The 16,229-nt window shown below is 64.0% G+C and carries 15 protein-coding genes; 8 read left to right on the top strand and 7 right to left on the bottom strand.

Features of this window, described 5'->3' with window-relative positions:
- Positions 1–157 precede the first annotated feature (157 nt).
- From FJW08_RS09280 to FJW08_RS09270, 3 genes are all read right to left on the bottom strand, one after another.
- Positions 158–772 carry a TetR family transcriptional regulator gene (locus FJW08_RS09280; RefSeq protein ID WP_140810255.1) on the bottom strand — a complete coding sequence of 205 codons (615 nt, stop codon included), beginning with the start codon at positions 770–772 and terminating at the stop codon, positions 158–160.
- A 145-nt stretch (positions 773–917) separates the two neighbouring features.
- Positions 918–4,028, bottom strand: a complete 3,111-nt coding sequence (locus tag FJW08_RS09275; RefSeq protein ID WP_140810254.1) for an efflux RND transporter permease subunit — start codon at positions 4,026–4,028, stop codon at positions 918–920.
- The gene (locus FJW08_RS09270) at positions 4,028–5,140 is read right to left on the bottom strand and encodes an efflux RND transporter periplasmic adaptor subunit (RefSeq protein ID WP_140810252.1); all 1,113 of its coding nucleotides are present in this window, start codon (positions 5,138–5,140) and stop codon (positions 4,028–4,030) included. The genes FJW08_RS09275 and FJW08_RS09270 overlap by 1 nt, the downstream gene beginning before the upstream one ends.
- A gap of 85 nt (positions 5,141–5,225) precedes the next feature.
- Between FJW08_RS09270 and FJW08_RS09265 the strand changes: the two genes are divergently transcribed.
- From FJW08_RS09265 to FJW08_RS09250, 4 genes are all read left to right on the top strand, one after another.
- The gene (locus FJW08_RS09265; protein ID WP_140761313.1) at positions 5,226–5,807 is read left to right on the top strand and encodes a TetR family transcriptional regulator; all 582 of its coding nucleotides are present in this window, start codon (positions 5,226–5,228) and stop codon (positions 5,805–5,807) included.
- A 71-nt stretch (positions 5,808–5,878) separates the two neighbouring features.
- The gene (gene fabF, locus FJW08_RS09260) at positions 5,879–7,183 is read left to right on the top strand and encodes a beta-ketoacyl-ACP synthase II (RefSeq protein WP_140810443.1); all 1,305 of its coding nucleotides are present in this window, start codon (positions 5,879–5,881) and stop codon (positions 7,181–7,183) included.
- 74 nt (positions 7,184–7,257) lie between these two features.
- Positions 7,258–8,073, top strand: coding sequence for an oxidoreductase (locus FJW08_RS09255; RefSeq protein WP_140810251.1), 816 nt, complete (start codon positions 7,258–7,260; stop codon positions 8,071–8,073).
- Positions 8,074–8,105: 32 nt separating this feature from the next.
- Positions 8,106–8,840: an NAD(P)-binding domain-containing protein gene (locus tag FJW08_RS09250; RefSeq protein WP_140810250.1), complete on the top strand. Its 735-nt coding sequence runs from the start codon at positions 8,106–8,108 to the stop codon at positions 8,838–8,840.
- 30 nt (positions 8,841–8,870) lie between these two features.
- On the opposite strand, the gene FJW08_RS09245 is transcribed toward FJW08_RS09250, so the two are convergent.
- The gene (locus FJW08_RS09245; protein ID WP_140761259.1) at positions 8,871–9,464 is read right to left on the bottom strand and encodes a TetR/AcrR family transcriptional regulator; all 594 of its coding nucleotides are present in this window, start codon (positions 9,462–9,464) and stop codon (positions 8,871–8,873) included.
- Positions 9,465–9,530: 66 nt separating this feature from the next.
- On the opposite strand from FJW08_RS09245, the gene FJW08_RS09240 reads away from it, so the two are divergent.
- On the top strand, positions 9,531–9,956 hold the full coding sequence (locus FJW08_RS09240; protein ID WP_140810249.1) for a VOC family protein: 426 nt from the start codon (positions 9,531–9,533) through the stop codon (positions 9,954–9,956).
- Between the two features lie 9 nt (positions 9,957–9,965).
- Here the strand turns inward: FJW08_RS09240 and FJW08_RS09235 are convergent, their stop codons facing one another.
- Positions 9,966–10,931, bottom strand: a complete 966-nt coding sequence (locus tag FJW08_RS09235; RefSeq protein WP_140810248.1) for a trypsin-like peptidase domain-containing protein — start codon at positions 10,929–10,931, stop codon at positions 9,966–9,968.
- Positions 10,932–11,154: 223 nt separating this feature from the next.
- On the opposite strand from FJW08_RS09235, the gene FJW08_RS09230 reads away from it, so the two are divergent.
- Both FJW08_RS09230 and FJW08_RS09225 read left to right on the top strand, forming a co-directional pair.
- Positions 11,155–12,027, top strand: a complete 873-nt coding sequence (locus tag FJW08_RS09230; RefSeq protein WP_140810247.1) for a S1C family serine protease — start codon at positions 11,155–11,157, stop codon at positions 12,025–12,027.
- A gap of 8 nt (positions 12,028–12,035) precedes the next feature.
- Positions 12,036–12,677, top strand: coding sequence for a helix-turn-helix transcriptional regulator (locus FJW08_RS09225; RefSeq protein WP_140810442.1), 642 nt, complete (start codon positions 12,036–12,038; stop codon positions 12,675–12,677).
- Between the two features lie 51 nt (positions 12,678–12,728).
- Here the strand turns inward: FJW08_RS09225 and FJW08_RS09220 are convergent, their stop codons facing one another.
- Complete coding sequence (locus FJW08_RS09220) at positions 12,729–12,995, bottom strand: type II toxin-antitoxin system VapB family antitoxin (RefSeq protein ID WP_140810246.1); 267 nt, start codon at positions 12,993–12,995, stop codon at positions 12,729–12,731.
- A 181-nt stretch (positions 12,996–13,176) separates the two neighbouring features.
- Between FJW08_RS09220 and FJW08_RS09215 the strand changes: the two genes are divergently transcribed.
- On the top strand, positions 13,177–14,043 hold the full coding sequence (locus FJW08_RS09215; protein ID WP_140810244.1) for an NAD(P)-dependent oxidoreductase: 867 nt from the start codon (positions 13,177–13,179) through the stop codon (positions 14,041–14,043).
- A gap of 264 nt (positions 14,044–14,307) precedes the next feature.
- Here FJW08_RS09215 and FJW08_RS09210 read toward each other — a convergent pair.
- Positions 14,308–16,229 (bottom strand): OmpA family protein (locus FJW08_RS09210; RefSeq protein ID WP_246682287.1); only part of this gene is annotated, 1,922 nt, incomplete at its 5' end.

Here is a 16,229-nt window from a genome sequence, read left to right as displayed (position 1 = left end):
GCACGATCACCTCCTTTCGGAGACCGTTAGAGAAACTCCACGCTTCACAGCTGGACGCGATAATGTGCCGCTTTGTTGGCCGTCGCGAAACCAACGTGTCGACCTCGATCTTCTGGTCGCACCCCGTCGGGAGGCTCTGCCGAAGCGGTGGCACGCCTCAGTGAGACTTTCCCAGTGCTTTCAGGATAAAGCGAATCTGCTCGCGCAGGCCAGCTTCGTTATCTTCGCCGTGTCGAAGGCAGTGCTCGATCAGAATCGGGTGGAAAAACGGCGTGAACGCGGTCTTGACCGCGCGCGCCGCTTTCGCTGAATCTTCGACCTTGAATTCCCCCGCTTCGATGCCCTCGCGGATGATCGCCTCGAAGATCGTTACCACCCGCTCGGTATGCGCCTTGATGATCGCCCAGTTCTCTTGCATGGCGGCGACAATCATGTCGTGTATGCGCTTTTCCTTGACCAGTGTGGTCTTGCTGTGGTGGTGAACCGCGGTCAGGAGTTGATCGAGTTTCTCCGAGGCCGGCGCGCTCGTGCGTGCGATCGCAAAGGCGATCTCGGCGACCTCGTTCACGACCCGCCCGCAGATGGACTCGATGATTGCACCCTTGGAGGGGAAGAAACGATAGACGTTTGCCGTGCTCATGCCGAGTTCGGAGGCGATATCGGCCACCGATGTCTTGTGGGTGCCGATGCGGCGAAATTGCTCGTCCGCCACGGCCAGGATGCGCGCGCGCATCTCGTCGGGATCAGTTCGTGTTCGAACCGGACGATTCATGCATGTCTCCAGAATTGATGAAGCGAAACTGCCGGACTCGCATGAAGGATCATCTGTAAGCGGTAAGTTCGTGCCGTTGGCCCTGCATGTGTCCAGGCAAAGCCAACGGGCAAGAACTTGAACCGTCTCCTGTGACAACAGACCCTTATTCGGCCGCCATTGCTGCTGGCACTTCCGGTTGCTCCGTCGAATCCTCACGGAGCTCATCCGTGGTCGGTTTGATCCGGAACCACGCGACATAGAGCGCAGGGAGGAACAGCAGGATCAGCACCGTGCCGGCCGCCGTGCCGCCGATCAGCGTGTAGGCCATCGATCCCCAGAAGACCGAGTGTGTCAGCGGGATGAAGGCCAGCACGGCGGCAAGTGCGGTCAGGATCACCGGCCTCGTGCGTTGCACCGTGGCCTCGATGACCGCGTGATAGTCGTCAAGACCGGCGGCACGGTTCTCCTTGATCTGTTCGGTCAGGATCAGCGTGTTGCGCATCAGGATGCCCGCCAGGCCTATCAGGCCCAGGATGGCGTTGAATCCGAAGGGCTGGTTGAAGACCAGCAACATCGGCACGACGCCAACGAGACCGAGCGGTGCCGTCAGCACGACCATCGCCATCGTCGAGAAGGATCGCACCTGCAGTATGATGACGATCAGCATGGCGGCGAGCATGGCCGGAAAGACCTTGCCCAGCGCGGTGTTGGCCTTGGCCGCCTCTTCGATCGATCCACCCATTTCGATGCGATAGCCGGCAGGCAGGGATTTAATCAGCGGCTGAAGGGCCGTCATGATCTCCTTGGAAACTTCTGGAGGCTGGGTCGCCTCGTTGATGTCCGAGCGGATCGTGATGACCGGCGTGCGATCACGCCGCTTCAGGATCGGCTCTTCCAGACGGATTTCCGAGTGGCCGATCTGGTCGAGCGGGATCTGGCGGCCGTCCCGGCTCATCAGCGAGAAATCCGCCAGACGCGATGGATCCAGTCGCTCGCCGCCGGCGCTGCGTGCCACGATGGGGACATTGCGGATGTCTTCGCGGACCTGCGTGACCGGGATGCCGGTGAGGAGGAACTGGAGTTGCTGGGCCACCTCCGCCGGGGACAGGCCGATGAGGTTCAGTCGATCCTGATCCGGTATGAAGCGCAGTACCGGCGTGCGATTGCCCCAGTCGCGACTGGCCTGCCGCACGTCCGGCACGCCGCGCATGACGTCGAGGGCTTTCTCAGAGATGGCGTACAATTGCGCGGGATCAGGTCCCATGACCCGGAACTCGACCGGGAATGGCGTGTAGGGTCCGAACACGAGTTGCGTGACGCGGACGTTCGCTTCGGGGGCAAGCCCTGTCGCAGCCGCTTCACGGAGCCGGCGCTTCAAGGCCTCGCGCGCCGCCGCGTCCGGTGTCAGCACGACGATTTTGGCGAAGGCGGGATCCGGCAGTTCCGGCGCCATGGCAAAGAAGAAGCGGGGAGCGCCCTGACCGACATAGCTCGTCACGATCTTGGCCTCCGGCTGGCCGCCAAGCCAGTGTTCCAGCTTCTCGACCGTGGCGGTCGTCGTCTCGATGCTGGTGCCTTCCGGCAGGCGAACCTCGACCAGCACTTCAGGGCGATCGGACGTGGGGAAGAACTGCTGCTTGAGACCGCTCATGCCGACAACCGAAAGCGCGAAGACGATGCCGACGGCAGCGCAGGTCACAAACTTGTGGCGCACGGCAAAGGTGATGAGCCGGCGAAGGCGCCGATAGTTCGGTGTATCGTATATGGCGTGGACGCCGCCTTCGACCGGTTTGATCGCGGGCAGCATCTTGACGCCCATATACGGGGTGAAGACCACAGCGACGACCCAGGAGACGATGAGGGCGAAGCCCACGACCCAGAAGATATTTCCGGCATATTCGCCGGCCGTCGAGCGCGCGAAGCCCACCGGTAGGAACCCGGCGATCGTCACGAGCGTGCCCGACAGCATCGGCGCCGCGGTATGGCTCCACGCATAGGCCGCCGCCTTGATGCGGTCCATGCCTTCTTCCATTTTCACCACCATCACCTCGATGGCGATGATGGCGTCGTCCACGAGAAGGCCAAGCGCCAGGATAAGGGCGCCGAGCGTGATGCGGTCGAAGAACCGGCCGGTTTCCAGCATGATGAGGAAGACGACCGCAAGCGTCAGAGGAACGGCGGCAGCCACGATGATGCCGACGCGCCAACCCATGCTGATCAGGGCGATCAGCAGCACCACGCCGAGCGCCATCGCAAATTTGAGCATGAACTCGTTCACCGACGAGCCGATGTTCACGGCCTGATCGCTGACCTTGGCCAGCGTCATCCCGAGAGGCAGCGTCTGTGCAATCGCCGCCGATCTCTCCTCCAGCGCCTTGCCGAGTTCGAGACCATTCCAGCCCTCCTGCATCACCGCCGCGAGCATGATGGTCGGCTCGCCCTGGTGACGGATGACGTAGGTGGCAGGATCCTCGTAGCCGCGCCGCACCTCGGCGATGTCGGAGAGCTTCAACGTCCGTCCCGCGGCGACGATCGGCGTGTCGGCGATCGTCTGGACACTGTCATAAGCGCCATTGACCCTGATGAAGACCTGCGGCCCTTGGGTATCGATCGAGCCCGCCGGTGTGACGGTGTTCTGGCGCTGCAAGGCGGCAACGATATCCTGCGCCGACACGCCGAGGGTTGCCAGCTTGGCATAGGAAAACTCGACGAATATCTGCTCGGGACGTTCGCCGAGGATGTTGATCTTCTTGACGCCAGGCACATGCAGAAGGTCCTGGCGAATGGTCTCGGCTTGCCTCGCCAGTTCCCGCATGGGCAAGCCCTTCGCCTCGAGGGCGTAAAGAGCGAAACTCACATCGGAATATTCGTCGTTGACGAAAGGGCCGAGCACGCCGGGCGGCAGATTGCGGGCTTCATCGCCGAGTTTCTTGCGGGCCTGGTAGAACTCCTCCTGCACGCTGGATGGCGGTGTGCTGTCCTTCAGCGTGACCGTCAAATACGCATAGCCTGGCCGTGTTGTCGTTTCGACCCGGTCGTACCAGGTCAGTTCCTGAAGTCGCTTCTCCAACGGTTCGGCGACGAGGTCCTGCATCTCGCGCGCCGTCGCGCCCGGCCATACCGTCGTGACCGTCAGGGTCTTGATGGTGAAGTTGGGATCCTCCGCCCGTCCAAGCATGAGGAAGGCGTAGGCGCCGGCGGCGACGAGCAGAATAATGAAGAAAAGGGTGACGGCTCGCTCGCGAACGGCGATCGCGGAAAAATTGAGGCTCATCAGTTGCTCCTGCTTTCAGAGGCAGTCCTGACGCGAGCGCCCTCCTGCAGGAGATGGGCGCCGAGCGAAACAATCGAATCACCAGAGCTCAGCCCGGAGATCACGGCGGTTTCGCTGGTTACACGAACAAGCTTGACGGGCCGAAAGTGTACGGTCGAGGTTGCGCCGTCCAAGCTCCAAACGCCGGTCTTCTGGCCATCGTCCAGCACGGCTCCGAGCGGCACCTGGACTTCCGTTTGACTTGCCTGGCTTGCAAGCCGGATGGTTACGGTGGCGCCAAGCGGTGCCGCCGCCGCCTCACCGTCGAGCACATAACGGGCCTCATAGGTGCGAGTCTGGGGATCGGCGGCGTCCGACAACTGCCGAAGATGCGCCGTAAAATGCCGCCCATCGGTTCCATACAAGCCTGCCTCGGCTACCGATCCGATCGCCGGCCGGATCGTTTCGGGAAGCGCGACCACCGCCTCGCGTGGGCCGGCGTTCGCGATCCGAACCACGGTCTGTCCCGCAGTGACAACCTGTCCCGGCTCGCCAAGCGTTTCGACGACCGTCCCATCGGCGTTCGCGTCCAAGACGGAATAGGCGGCCTCGTTCTCCGCGACCTTCGCTTCCGCTTCCGCGGCGGCAAGCTGTGCGGTCGCGGTATCAAGTGCTGCCTTCGCCTGCTCGTAACGCTGCGGGGTCGCGGCCAATTCCTTCTTGACCAGTACGGCATAACGCTTTTCGTCCGCACTGGTCTGAACCAGGACAGCGCGTGCCGCGGCGACAGCGTTGCGCTTGGCGGCGAGCGCAAGGGCCAGATCGGTATCATCGATCCGCAGCAGCGGTTGGCCCGCCTTGACCTGTTCGCCGACGTTTACAAGGCGCTCGATGATCTTGCCGGGTACACGAAAACCAAGATTGCTCTGCACCCGCGCGGCAATTGTACCCGTGAAGCCGCGTTCGGATCCTGTCACCGCCACTGGCGTCACCAGTCTGACGATCGGTGGTTCCTGTCTCGGGTCGCCCGCTGCGGAAGCTGCCTGCGTGCGAATGGAAAGTGTGACGAATGCCGCCATTCCTAATCCCGCGACCAAAATGCTCCCCAGCCCAATAACGTATTTCTTTTTCATGCCCGTCGCCTCCTGTTAAAATAGATTGCATTCACACTCTATACCTGATATAGATTTCGAACGCAATCTAAAAAAGGAGATGACGATGCGCGTAAGTCGCAGTCAGGCCGAGCAGAACCGGCAAACCGTGATCGATGTGGCAAGCCGGCTTTTTCGAGAGCACGGCTTCGATGGCATTGGGCTGAAGGATCTGATGAAGGGTGCCGGGCTGACCCAAGGCGCCTTCTACAAGCAGTTCGAATCCAAGGACGACTTGGCAGCGCAGGCATCGAGACGAGCGATGGAACACGCGACCCGCAGATGGTCGGCTGTTGCTGCCGGAAGCCCTGATCCCCTTGAAGCCGTTATCGGCCTCTACCTTTCGCTGGGACATCGCGAAGAGAAGAGCGACGGTTGTCCATTGGTTGCGCTTGGTTCGGACGCGGCGCGTCAAAGCGAGGAAGTGAGGAGCCCCTTCCAGGATGGGATCGCAGCTCACCTCGAGGTTCTCGACGAATTGATGCCGGCGGCGGAGGGCCCAAAAACCCATCGCAAGGCCATGGCGATGCTGTCGCTCATGGTGGGGGCCGTGACGCTCTCCCGTATCCTTGGGGATGAAGAGATGTCGCAGCGTTTTCTCGATGTCGCCGCCGGCGAAGTCAGGCGAATAGCGGCCGCGCAGGAATAGAGGCGGTGATCGTGATCGAGCGTCAGCACGGCGCCGTCGCGCGAACGAATCAAACAGAAGCCGGAGTAGACATGCGTCGTATCGTCATTACAGGCATGGGAGCAGTCAGCCCCCTAGGGGTCAACGTGGCGACCTCCTGGTCGCGGCTCCTGGCAGGCCGTTCGGGCATTCGGAGCCTGCCGGATGAAATGGTGGGAGACCTGCCGGCGAAGGTCGGCGGAATGGTCCCCACCCTGCGGGACGACCCCGAAGCCGGCTTCGATCCAGATACCGTCCTGGTTCCGAAGGAACAGCGCAGGGTGGACCGCTTCATTCTCTTCGCACTGGCGGCGGCGGAAGAGGCGCTGGCCCAGGCGAGGTGGAAGCCGGTCTCGGACGATGACAGGGCCCGCACAGCGACGATCATCGCTTCGGGTATCGGAGGATTTCCCGCGATAACCGAGGCCGTGCGAACCGTCGACCAGCGCGGTGTTCGGCGTCTCTCGCCGTTCACTGTGCCATCTTTCCTGGTGAACATGGCGGCGGGACAAATTTCGATCCGATACGGGTTCAAGGGTCCGCTCGGCGCTCCGGTGACGGCGTGCGCGGCCGGCATCCAGGCGATAGGCGATGCGGCGCGTCTCATCCGCGCCAATGAGGCCGACATCGCGGTCTGCGGCGGAACGGAAGCCTGCATGAATACGGTCAGCCTCGGCGGCTTTGCCGCGGCACGCTCTCTTTCGACCTCTTTCAATCACCGCCCTGATCAGGCGTCGCGCCCCTTCGACATGCTACGTGATGGCTTCGTCATGGGCGAAGGAGCCGGCATCCTGGTCATCGAGGCATTGAGCCACGCGCTTGCGCGGGGCGCCAAACCGCTGGCCGAACTCGTCGGCTACGGCACGACGGCGGACGCTTATCACATCACGTCCGGTCCCGAGGATGGCGACGGGGCTCGCCGGGCGATGGAGATAGCGATTGCCCAGGCCGGTATTTCGGCACGGGAGGTCCGCCACCTCAATGCGCACGCCACGTCAACGCCAGTCGGCGACCTGGGGGAAATCGCTGCGATCAAGAGGGTTTTCGGGACAGATTTCGCCATAGCCGTCAGCGGCACGAAGTCGGCGACCGGACACCTGCTCGGCGCCGCCGGCGGGCTTGGGGCCATCTTCACGGTGCTGGCGCTCCGGGACCAGGTGGCACCGCCGACCCTCAATCTGGGCGCCCCCGATCCGGCCGGCGACGGGATCGACTTCGTCGCAAACCACACCCGGCCAATGGAGATGGACTACGCGATCTCCAATGGCTTCGGCTTTGGCGGCGTGAACGCCAGCGCGTTGTTCCGGCGCTGGACGGACAGACCCGCCGGCGCGGGCGCCGGAGGGGCCGGTTATTGAGCCGCTGACCGGTCCTGAGCCGACCAGCGGGCCATATTTTCGAAACGCAAACCCAGCTTGAAGAAGGAGCTTCCATGAACAAGACCAATCCCGGCGTCGCCCTGGTGACCGGGGCATCCTCCGGCATCGGGCACGCAACGGCCAAAGCCCTGCTGGACGCGGGCTTTCGCGTGTTCGGAACCAGCCGTCGCGCGGCGGGCGAGAGATCCGACGGCGTCACCATGCTGACCTGCGACGTGACCGATGACGCGTCCGTGGCGAAGCTGGTCGACGACGTGCTGGCCAAGGCCGGACGTATCGACCTGCTCGTCAACAATGCCGGAATGGGTCTGTTTGGCGGCGCGGAGGAGTCCTCGATCGCCCAGGCCAAGGCGCTGTTCGATGTGAACGTCTTCGGCGTGTTGCGCGTGACCAATGCGGTGTTGCCGGCAATGCGACGCCAGGGCAAAGGCAGGATCGTCAATTTGAGTTCCGTACAAGGGTTCATCCCGGCTCCCTATTTCGCGCTTTATGCGTCGACCAAACATGCCATCGAGGGGTATTCGGAATCGCTCGACCACGAGCTGCGTCCGTTCGGCATTCGCGTTGCGTTGGTCGAGCCTGCCTATACCCGCACGTCGTTCGAGGAGAATCTCGCCGCTCCCGATCAAATGCTTGATATCTATGACTCCGCGCGCGCCGGCATGACCATGGCCGTGCGGAAATCGATGGAAAAAGGTGATGAGCCCGAAGTGATAGCCAAGGTCGTTTTGGCGGCTGCGATCGATCCCACTCCGAAGAGGCGCTATGCGGCAGGAAAAGTGGCGCGCCAGGTCAGTTTCCTGCGCCGTTTCGTTCCCGCATCCGCATTCGACAAAAGCCTGCGAAAGCAGCTCGGGCTACCGGTCTGACGGGTGTTGGTTTACTCGCGAAAGGACATCGAATGAAGATCGCAATCATCGGGGCTGGAAACATCGGCGTCACATTGGCGCGAAAGCTCGCCGCCTGTGGACACGAGGTCAAGCTCGCCAATTCGAAGGGACCGGACACCATCCGCGATCTCGCCCGCAACGTTGGCGCTGCCGCTGTGACGAAGGAGGAAGCGGTGCGAAACGTCGCGGTGATCGTTCTTTCGATCCCGTTCGCGAACTATTCGGATCTCGCCAACCTGTTCGATGACGTACCGACCGATGTCGTCGTGATCGACACCTCCAACTACTATCCGTTGCGCGACGGCCATATCGCCGAGGTCGATGCCGGAAAGTCCGAGGCCGTTTGGGTTCGTGAGCAGATCGCTCGTCCCGTGGTCAAAGCCTGGAATGCCATTCTGGCGGCGACGCTGTCCGACAAAGGACTGCCGGCCGGAGCATCCGGACGTATCGCCATTCCGGTCGGCGGTGACGATTCCCAGGCTAAGGCCACGGCTATGGAATTGGTAGAAGCCACGGGCTTTGAGGCGCTGGACTCAGGGAGCCTTGTCGATTCCTGGCGTCAGCAGCCCGGCACTCCCGCCTATTGCACCGAGCTGACGAGGGACCAGCTGAAGGTGGCACTGCAATCGGCCGACAAGTCCCGCGCTCCCGGCAATCGTGATGCGTTGATCAAGGAGTTCATGGCAGCCGGCGACAAGCTGACACACGACGAAATCGTCGCCCGCAACAGGGCAGCGACTGCGTGATCACATTCGCCTCGTGAAGAATGAAGCACTTCAGGCGCGCGACAGTCCGTCTATCACTGCCATGAGAACGGCGCGGTAGTCCTCGGCTGATGCACCGGCCTCGATGGCGAGCGCCGCGCGGTCGAAAGCCGAGCCAAGCAGAGCGGTCAGCGCTTCCGGCGGCAGCCTTTTCATCGACTGCGTCCGCATCGACGCGACCAGGCCCTCGCGCAGTGAGCGGTTGCCGTGGCGGTTGTCGATCGCATCCATAGCGGCGCGGCCGAGCACGGCCGGGCCATCGAGCAGCAACAGCCGCGTGCGGCCGGGCACGCGCATGGCGGCGAGATAGGCATCCGAACCGGCAATCAGCGCATCGCGGGCACCGAGCGAAGGCGGGGAGGCGCGGTCGATCTCCCGGGCCACCGTCGCCGCTTCCTGTTCGACGACGGCGGCGAAAAGCGCCTGCTTGTCGGCAAAGTGGTGGTAGAGCGCGCCACGCGTGACGCCGGCGGCGGCGACGATCTCCGGCGTGCCGGTCTCGGCATAGGACTTCTCCGTAAACAGTTTCCGCGCCGCCGCGATCAGGTCGGCGCGTGTCGCCTCGGTGCGGTCGCGGTTCGAGCGGCGGCCGGTTTCCTGTTGCATACATGCAGCCTGTATGTTAATTCAATTTACATGCAGACTGTATGTTAACTGACGGGAGAAGGAAAGATGAAGACGACGAGCTACTACCCGGTGCTGATGACCGGCGATGTTCCCAGCACGGCGGCATTTTACGTCAGGCATTTCGGCTTCCAGCCGCTGTTTACGAGCGACTGGTACGTGCATCTGCAATCGGTGGACAATCGCAGGGTCAATCTCGGCATCGTCCAGGGCGACCACGAGACGATCCCCGAGGAGGGGCGGGGGCGGACCTCGGGCCTGCTGATCAATTTCGAGGTCCGCGATCCCGATGCGGTCTATGAGCGGATACTTGCTGCTGGCGTGCCGATCCTGCGCACGCTGCGCAACGAGCCCTTCGGCCAGCGCCACTTCATCACCAGGGATCCCAACGGAGTGCTGATCGACGTCATCAAGCCGATCCCGCCCAGCGAGGAGTTTCTGGCGCAGTATGCCGAAGGCGCGGCAGGGGTGTGAGCGGCAGGCTCAGCTTGCCCGTGCCACCGGCGTCACCGCCATCTGGCTGACGCCGGTGCGGCGCACTACTGTGCACAGCGTCTCGCGGCCGATGCGCTCGGCGTCGAGCATGCGCACGAGGTCGTCGACGCCGGTCACCGGGCGCCCGTCAATGGCGGCGATGATGTCGCCTTCCTTGAGACCGGCCTTGGCCGCCGGTCCATCCTTCTCGACGCTGCGCAGCCGCACCGCCGTGCTGGTTGACACCTGCGACAACAGCGCTGCGCGGCGCGGCAGGTTTACGGTGTCGGCGGAGATGCCTATGAAGGCGCGGCGCACGCGGCCGAAGCGGATGATCTCCGAAATGACAAAGTTCGCGGTGTTGGAAGCGACGGCGAAGGCGATGCCTTGCGCGCCGTGGATCATGGCCGTGTTGACGCCGATCACTTCGCCAGCCGACGACACCAGCGGCCCACCGGAATTGCCGGGGTTGAGCGCGGCGTCGGTCTGGATGACGTCGTCGATCAGCCTGCCGGTCGAAGCGCGCATCGAGCGGCCGAGCGCCGAGACGACGCCCGAGGTGACGGTCCATTCGAAGCCCAGAGGATTGCCGATGGCAATCGCGATCTGGCCGCGCCGCAGCCGCTTGGAATCGCCGAGCGGCGCCACATCGGCGAAGCTGCCGTCGGCGCACACTAGGGCGATGTCGGTGTCGGGGTCGCGGCCGAGCACGCGGCCCTCGCTGGAGGCGCCGTCGGGCATCGACACGCGCACCGTCCTGGCGTCACCCACGACATGGAAATTGGTGACGACCAGTCCGTCCGGCGCGATGACGAAGCCCGAGCCATGGCCGCCCGGGCCGCCGATGCGCTCGATGCGGCAGACGGCCGGGCCGATGCGGTCGACCGCATCCGCGACAGTCGTCGAATAGGCGTCGAGCAGCGTACCGTCGAGAAGTGTGTCGTCGGATTCGAATTTCTGGGCGGCGAGGGCCATGAGCGGGCTCCGTGTTCAGGCACAACGATGCGTTTCTTGCATGCGTGTCGTTGTCCCAAACCGGTGAGCACTTTTGCGCGACACGCACTATATGTGCGGAGCGGTCCGAACCGCCGCGACCTGACCAGATGGCCAGTCGAACCCGTAACTAGCCGTCAGGCGAGTACCTGCAGGCGCGCCGTCGAGCGATATCTGGGACATGCAAGAAACCCAGGAGACCCTTATGAGCGACTTCAATCTGAGCGCGTTTTCAGACGCCATCGCCGATCTGGCCGCGAAAGCGGCCCCCGCCACGGCGAGCTTCGCCACTCATCACCACCGCACGGCCAGTGCCTTCCATTGGCGGGACGGCTATTTCGTCACCGCCGAGGAAGCCGTCGAGGCCGGCGAGGAGATCACACTGACCCTGGCCTCCGGCGAAACGGTTAAGGCCGAACTCACCGGCCGCGATCCTTCGACGGGCGTCGCCCTGCTGAAGCCGGCCGATGCGGCCACCGCGCCTGTCCTTGCCAAGGCCGATGCCGTTCGGCCGGGCAACATCGCCATTGCCATCGGACACAGCCAGGGTTCAGCACTGGCTGTGTCCGGCTCGATCGGCGAAGTCGGGCCGGCCTGGCGCTCGATGCGCGGCGGCACCATAGACCGGCGCATCAACCTTGCCGTCGGCGCCGGTGGCCGCTTCGAGGGCGGCCCGGTGCTCGACGCCAAGGGCGCGCTGATCGGCATGCTGTTGTTCGGCCCGCGTGGCCGCGCGCTGGTCATGCCCCACGAGACGATCGAGCGGGCGGTGGCGACGCTGCGTGAAAAGGGTCATGTCGCGCGCGGCTATCTCGGCGCCGGCCTGCATCCGGTGCGCGACCGCGACGCGCATGGCGCAATGGTGATGAGCCTCGACGACAATGGCCCGGCCAAGGCCGCCGGCCTCTCGCTCGGCGACATCATCGTGGCGTGGAACGGCGAGGCCGTGCATGGTCCGCGCGACCTGATCCGCCGGCTCGGCCCCGACAGTGCCGGCGCTTCGGTGACGTTGGGTGTCGTTCGTGGCGGCGAACAGCGCGACGTCGTGCTGACCATCGGCGAAAAGCCACTGAGCTGAGAGGAATGATGGAAACACTCGCCAGCGACCGGATCGGGACCGACAATGCGGCTTCGCGGCGGCTGGTGGTGCTGATTGCGCTTGGCGATGCCGAGCGCGCCGAGCGCCTGGCCGCCTCGCTTGCCGCCAGCGACGACCTGTTGCCGGTGGTGGTTGGCGCCGGCAGGGCCGACGTGGCGATCGTCGACGACAGGAGCGGTGACGCCGTGCCGGCCTCGGTGCCACGGGTGCTGCTCTCGGCGCGCGCCAGCGGCGAGCGGCCTGCCGGCGAGGTGTCTGCTGCCGTCATGCCTGCCGGCGCGGACGACCTGCTGATCGCCGCGGCGGCGCGGTTGGCCGCCGCTGGATACAGCATATCGGGCAGTGGCCGCGCGCATGGACATCGTGAGGATTTCCACGCCGGCGATGGCGCGCCGTTCGAGGATGAAGCTTTGGACGAGCACGCCGCCCGGCCAGCGCTGTCCCCGCGCGAGGCGGAAGTGCTGGCGCTGCTCGCCGAAGGCGCCCCCAACAAGGTCATCGCGCGGCGGCTCAACATCTCCGTGCATACGGCGAAATTCCACGTCGCCGCGATCCTGATCAAGCTCGGCGCCGCCAATCGTACGGATGCCATCGCTATTGCAATGCGACAGGGGCTGGTGCTGGTCTAGCAACCCAAGTTCTGAGAGGTTGGCGGCGCGACGCTGTGGGCGAAGTATGTGTTATCTGGTCGGGATTCCGAACTCGTCGTAACCGAGTATCTCGTCTTCCGTCATTGGATTGTCGCGCTCTGGTATCCGACCTGCGCGATCTGAAATTTCCCTGAGCTTTATGATCAGGTCAGACTCGTTCGGCCAAGAGATCACGCTGTCGAGAGCAATTTCGCTTTCGAGACTTTGCCGGATCGCTTCGGTCACCGATATGCCGCGGCTGCGGGCAAGCTCGCGCGCCAGCTCCTCCACTTCCCTGTTTTTGATCGACAAAGCCATTTGATCGTCTGCCCTTATGCTCTGAATATATGCCAAATCTTTTGTAGCGGCACACCCCTGCCATTGGCGTGACACGGGACCCTCCGTAGCGTCACCATGGCTTGGAGTTGCAAGCCCTTGTATCCGGGTTCGCCACGGGCAAGGATCGCGCCCGACGAAACGGTTGGCAGGCGGAGGAAAAATGTCGCTCAAGGGCAAGACGCTGTTCATCTCCGGCGGGTCGCGCGGCATCGGGCTGGCGATCGCGCTGCGGGCCGCGCGCGACGGCGCCAATGTGACGATCGCGGCCAAGACCGCCGAGCCGCATCCCAAGCTGCCAGGCACGATCTACAGCGCGGCGCAGGAGATCGAGCAGGCGGGCGGCAAGGCGCTGCCGGTGCTGTGCGACATCCGCGAGGAAGCGCAGGTGGCCGAGGCGGTCGCCAGGACCGTCGAGACATTCGGCGGCATCGATATCTGCGTCAACAATGCCAGCGCCATCCAGCTTACCGGCACGCTGGAAACCGACATGAAGCGCTACGACCTGATGCATCAGATCAACACGCGCGGCACCTTCCTCGTTTCCAAAATGTGCATCCCGCACCTGAAGTTGGCTAAAAACCCTCACATCCTGAATCTGGCGCCGCCGCTCGACATGAAGGCCAAATGGTTAAAGAACCACGTCGCCTACACCATGGCCAAGTTCGGCATGTCGATGTGCACGCTCGGCATGAGCGCGGAATTCGCTGGGGACGGCATCGCCGTCAATTCGCTGTGGCCGATCTCGACCATCGACACGGCGGCGGTGCGCAATCTCCTGGGTGGGGCGACGGTGGCGGCGATGAGCCGGTCGCCCGAGATCATGGCCGATGCCGCGCATGCGATCTTCATGCGGCCGTCGCGTGAGGCGACAGGGAATTTCTACATCGACGAGGAGGTGCTGCGCGCCGAAGGCCTCAGCGATTTCTCTATCTATGCGCCTGACGCGACGGGACCGTTGGCGGGAGATTTCTTTGTGCCCGACGAGGTGTTTGCCAATTCCGACACGAACGTCAAAAGCATCTATTAGCGGACGTCACCCCGAAGCAAAAAACCCCGCCGGAGAGGGCCGGCGGGGCTCAATGCGTCCCGCTGGAGTCGGGACGGGGCAGGGAACGCCCAGACAGGAATCTGGGGTGCGAAGCCTGTCGATTCAATGAGCCGGCCCTTGGGCTGTACGAATCTTATTGGCCCAGGCCGTACTGTCCGTAGTCCATCCCACCCCGGTTGACCGGGATGGGACCTTGTTGCCGACCTGATTCCAGAAATCACTGTAAGTCGCTGGAAACGCGGGTCAGTCGTTGCTCGCCACCGGTGCCACCAGCGGGGTGATGCGGCGGATGGCGACGCGCCGGTTCTCGCGGTTTGGCGCCGAGGTGTCGACCTTCAGATACTCCTCGCCATAGCCCTGTGTCGTCAGGTTCTCGGGCGGGATGCCGAAGGCATTGGTCAGCGCTTCCGCAACCGCTTCGGCACGGCGATCCGATAAGGCAAGGTTCGCCTCCGGCGTGCCGACGGCGTCGGTGTGGCCCTCGATCAGGAAGGTCTCGGCCGGGTTCTTCTTCAACAGCTTCTCCATGGCGTCGGCGACACCCTGGAGCTTCTGCACCTCGGTGTCGGAGATCGAAGAGGAGCCGAATTCGAAGTTCAGCGTGTCGAGGTCGATGCGCCGGGCAATGTCACGCACACGGGCCGAACGTTTGACCTCGTTGATCGAATAGAGACGCTGCACCTTCTCCACCGGCGGCTGTTCGAGGAAGCTATAGTAGTCGTCGGGGCTTTCGACATTCTCGGAATCGAGGATGTAATCACGGCGCGGAATGGTCAGCCGCATCGGCGGCAGGTCGTCGCCGGGATCGCGCCAGTCATTTTCGTCCTGGTAGCTGCGCTCGTCGACATAGCTCAGCACATATTCGCGACCGTCGGGCGCGATGCGCGACCGCTGCAGGATGTCGCCGTAGCGGTTGCGGATGGTGACGATCCGGAACCCATTGTCGCGCTCGACCGTCTCGCGTGTGCGGCCCTGCGGCAGGTCCTCGTAGTAGACATCCTTGGCGCCGCGGGTCAGGCGCGGGCGGTCATTGCTCTGGACGAACGTCTGATCGTTGAGCTGGATGATGACGCGGTCGCCGATCTCCTTGAGCACGTCGACGCCCTTGGGCCGGCGGCGGTCACGGATATTCTCGTCAGGCGCGCGCTCGAGCCGCTTGCCCTTCTCCTCCGTCACAGGAACGATCTTTTCGGGCTTGATCGCCTCCTGGGCGGCCCTATCGTCGGTTGGAGGCGGACCCTGATCCACCGGCGCCACTACCGGCTTGCGGCCCTGGTCACCGCCCTGCTGGGCATTCTGCCCACCATTTTGCTGCCCACCATTCTGGTTGGCAGGCTTGCCCTGGCCGTTCTCGCCGCGACCCTTGCGCCTGGCGTCCTTCTGACTGTCTAGAATGGGTGCGGCGTTCTTGTCGGCGGGTGCTTCGCGCTGAACCGGGTTTTCGCCCTGGACAGGCGCGGCTTTCCCATTGGTAGCGGGCTGCTCACCGGTCGTAGGCTGTTCGCCAGCCGGTTTCCTGCCGTGCTTCTTCGTCTTATCCTGCTCGCCCTGGGCGGGAGGCTGCTCGCCGGCCGGGGCCGGTTCAACCTTCGGCGTCGCTTCGCCGGCAGGAGCCTGCTTCGGCGTTGGGGTGGTCTCCGGCACGGCGGCAGGCGCCTCTTTCTGCTGATCCTGCTTGGGTTTCCTGCCGGGCTTGCTCGGCTGGTTGTCATTGGCAGGAGCCGCCTCGCCGGACGGGGCCTGCCCGGTCTGCTGCTGCTGGTCGCGTTTCTTCTTGCGCGGCTGCTGCTCGCCGGTGGCGGGCGCGGCCTCGGCGGCCGGGGCCTGCTCGATCTGCTGCTGCTGCTGGTCACGCTTCTTCTTGCGCGGCTGCTGCTGGTCTGTGGCGGGTGCTGCCTCGGCGGCCGGAGCCTGCTGGGTCTGCTGCTGCTGGTCGCGTTTCTTCTTGCGCGGCTGCTGCTCGTCCGTGGCGGGCGCGGCCTCGGCGGCCGGAGCCTGCTGGGTCTGCTGCTGCTGCTGGTCACGCTTCTTCTTGCGCGGCTGCTGCTGGTCTGTGGCGGGTGCTGCCTCGGCGGCCGGAGCCTGCTGGGTCTGCTGCTGCTGGTCGCGTTTCTTCTTGCGCGGCTGCTGCTCGCCGGTGGCGGGCGCGGCCTCGGCGGCCGGGG

It is taken from the genome of Mesorhizobium sp. B3-2-1 (assembly GCF_006439515.1).
GTDB lineage: Bacteria > Pseudomonadota > Alphaproteobacteria > Rhizobiales > Rhizobiaceae > Mesorhizobium.
Note: the sequence above shows the minus strand (reverse complement) of the source record. Positions and strands in the feature narration are given on the sequence as shown.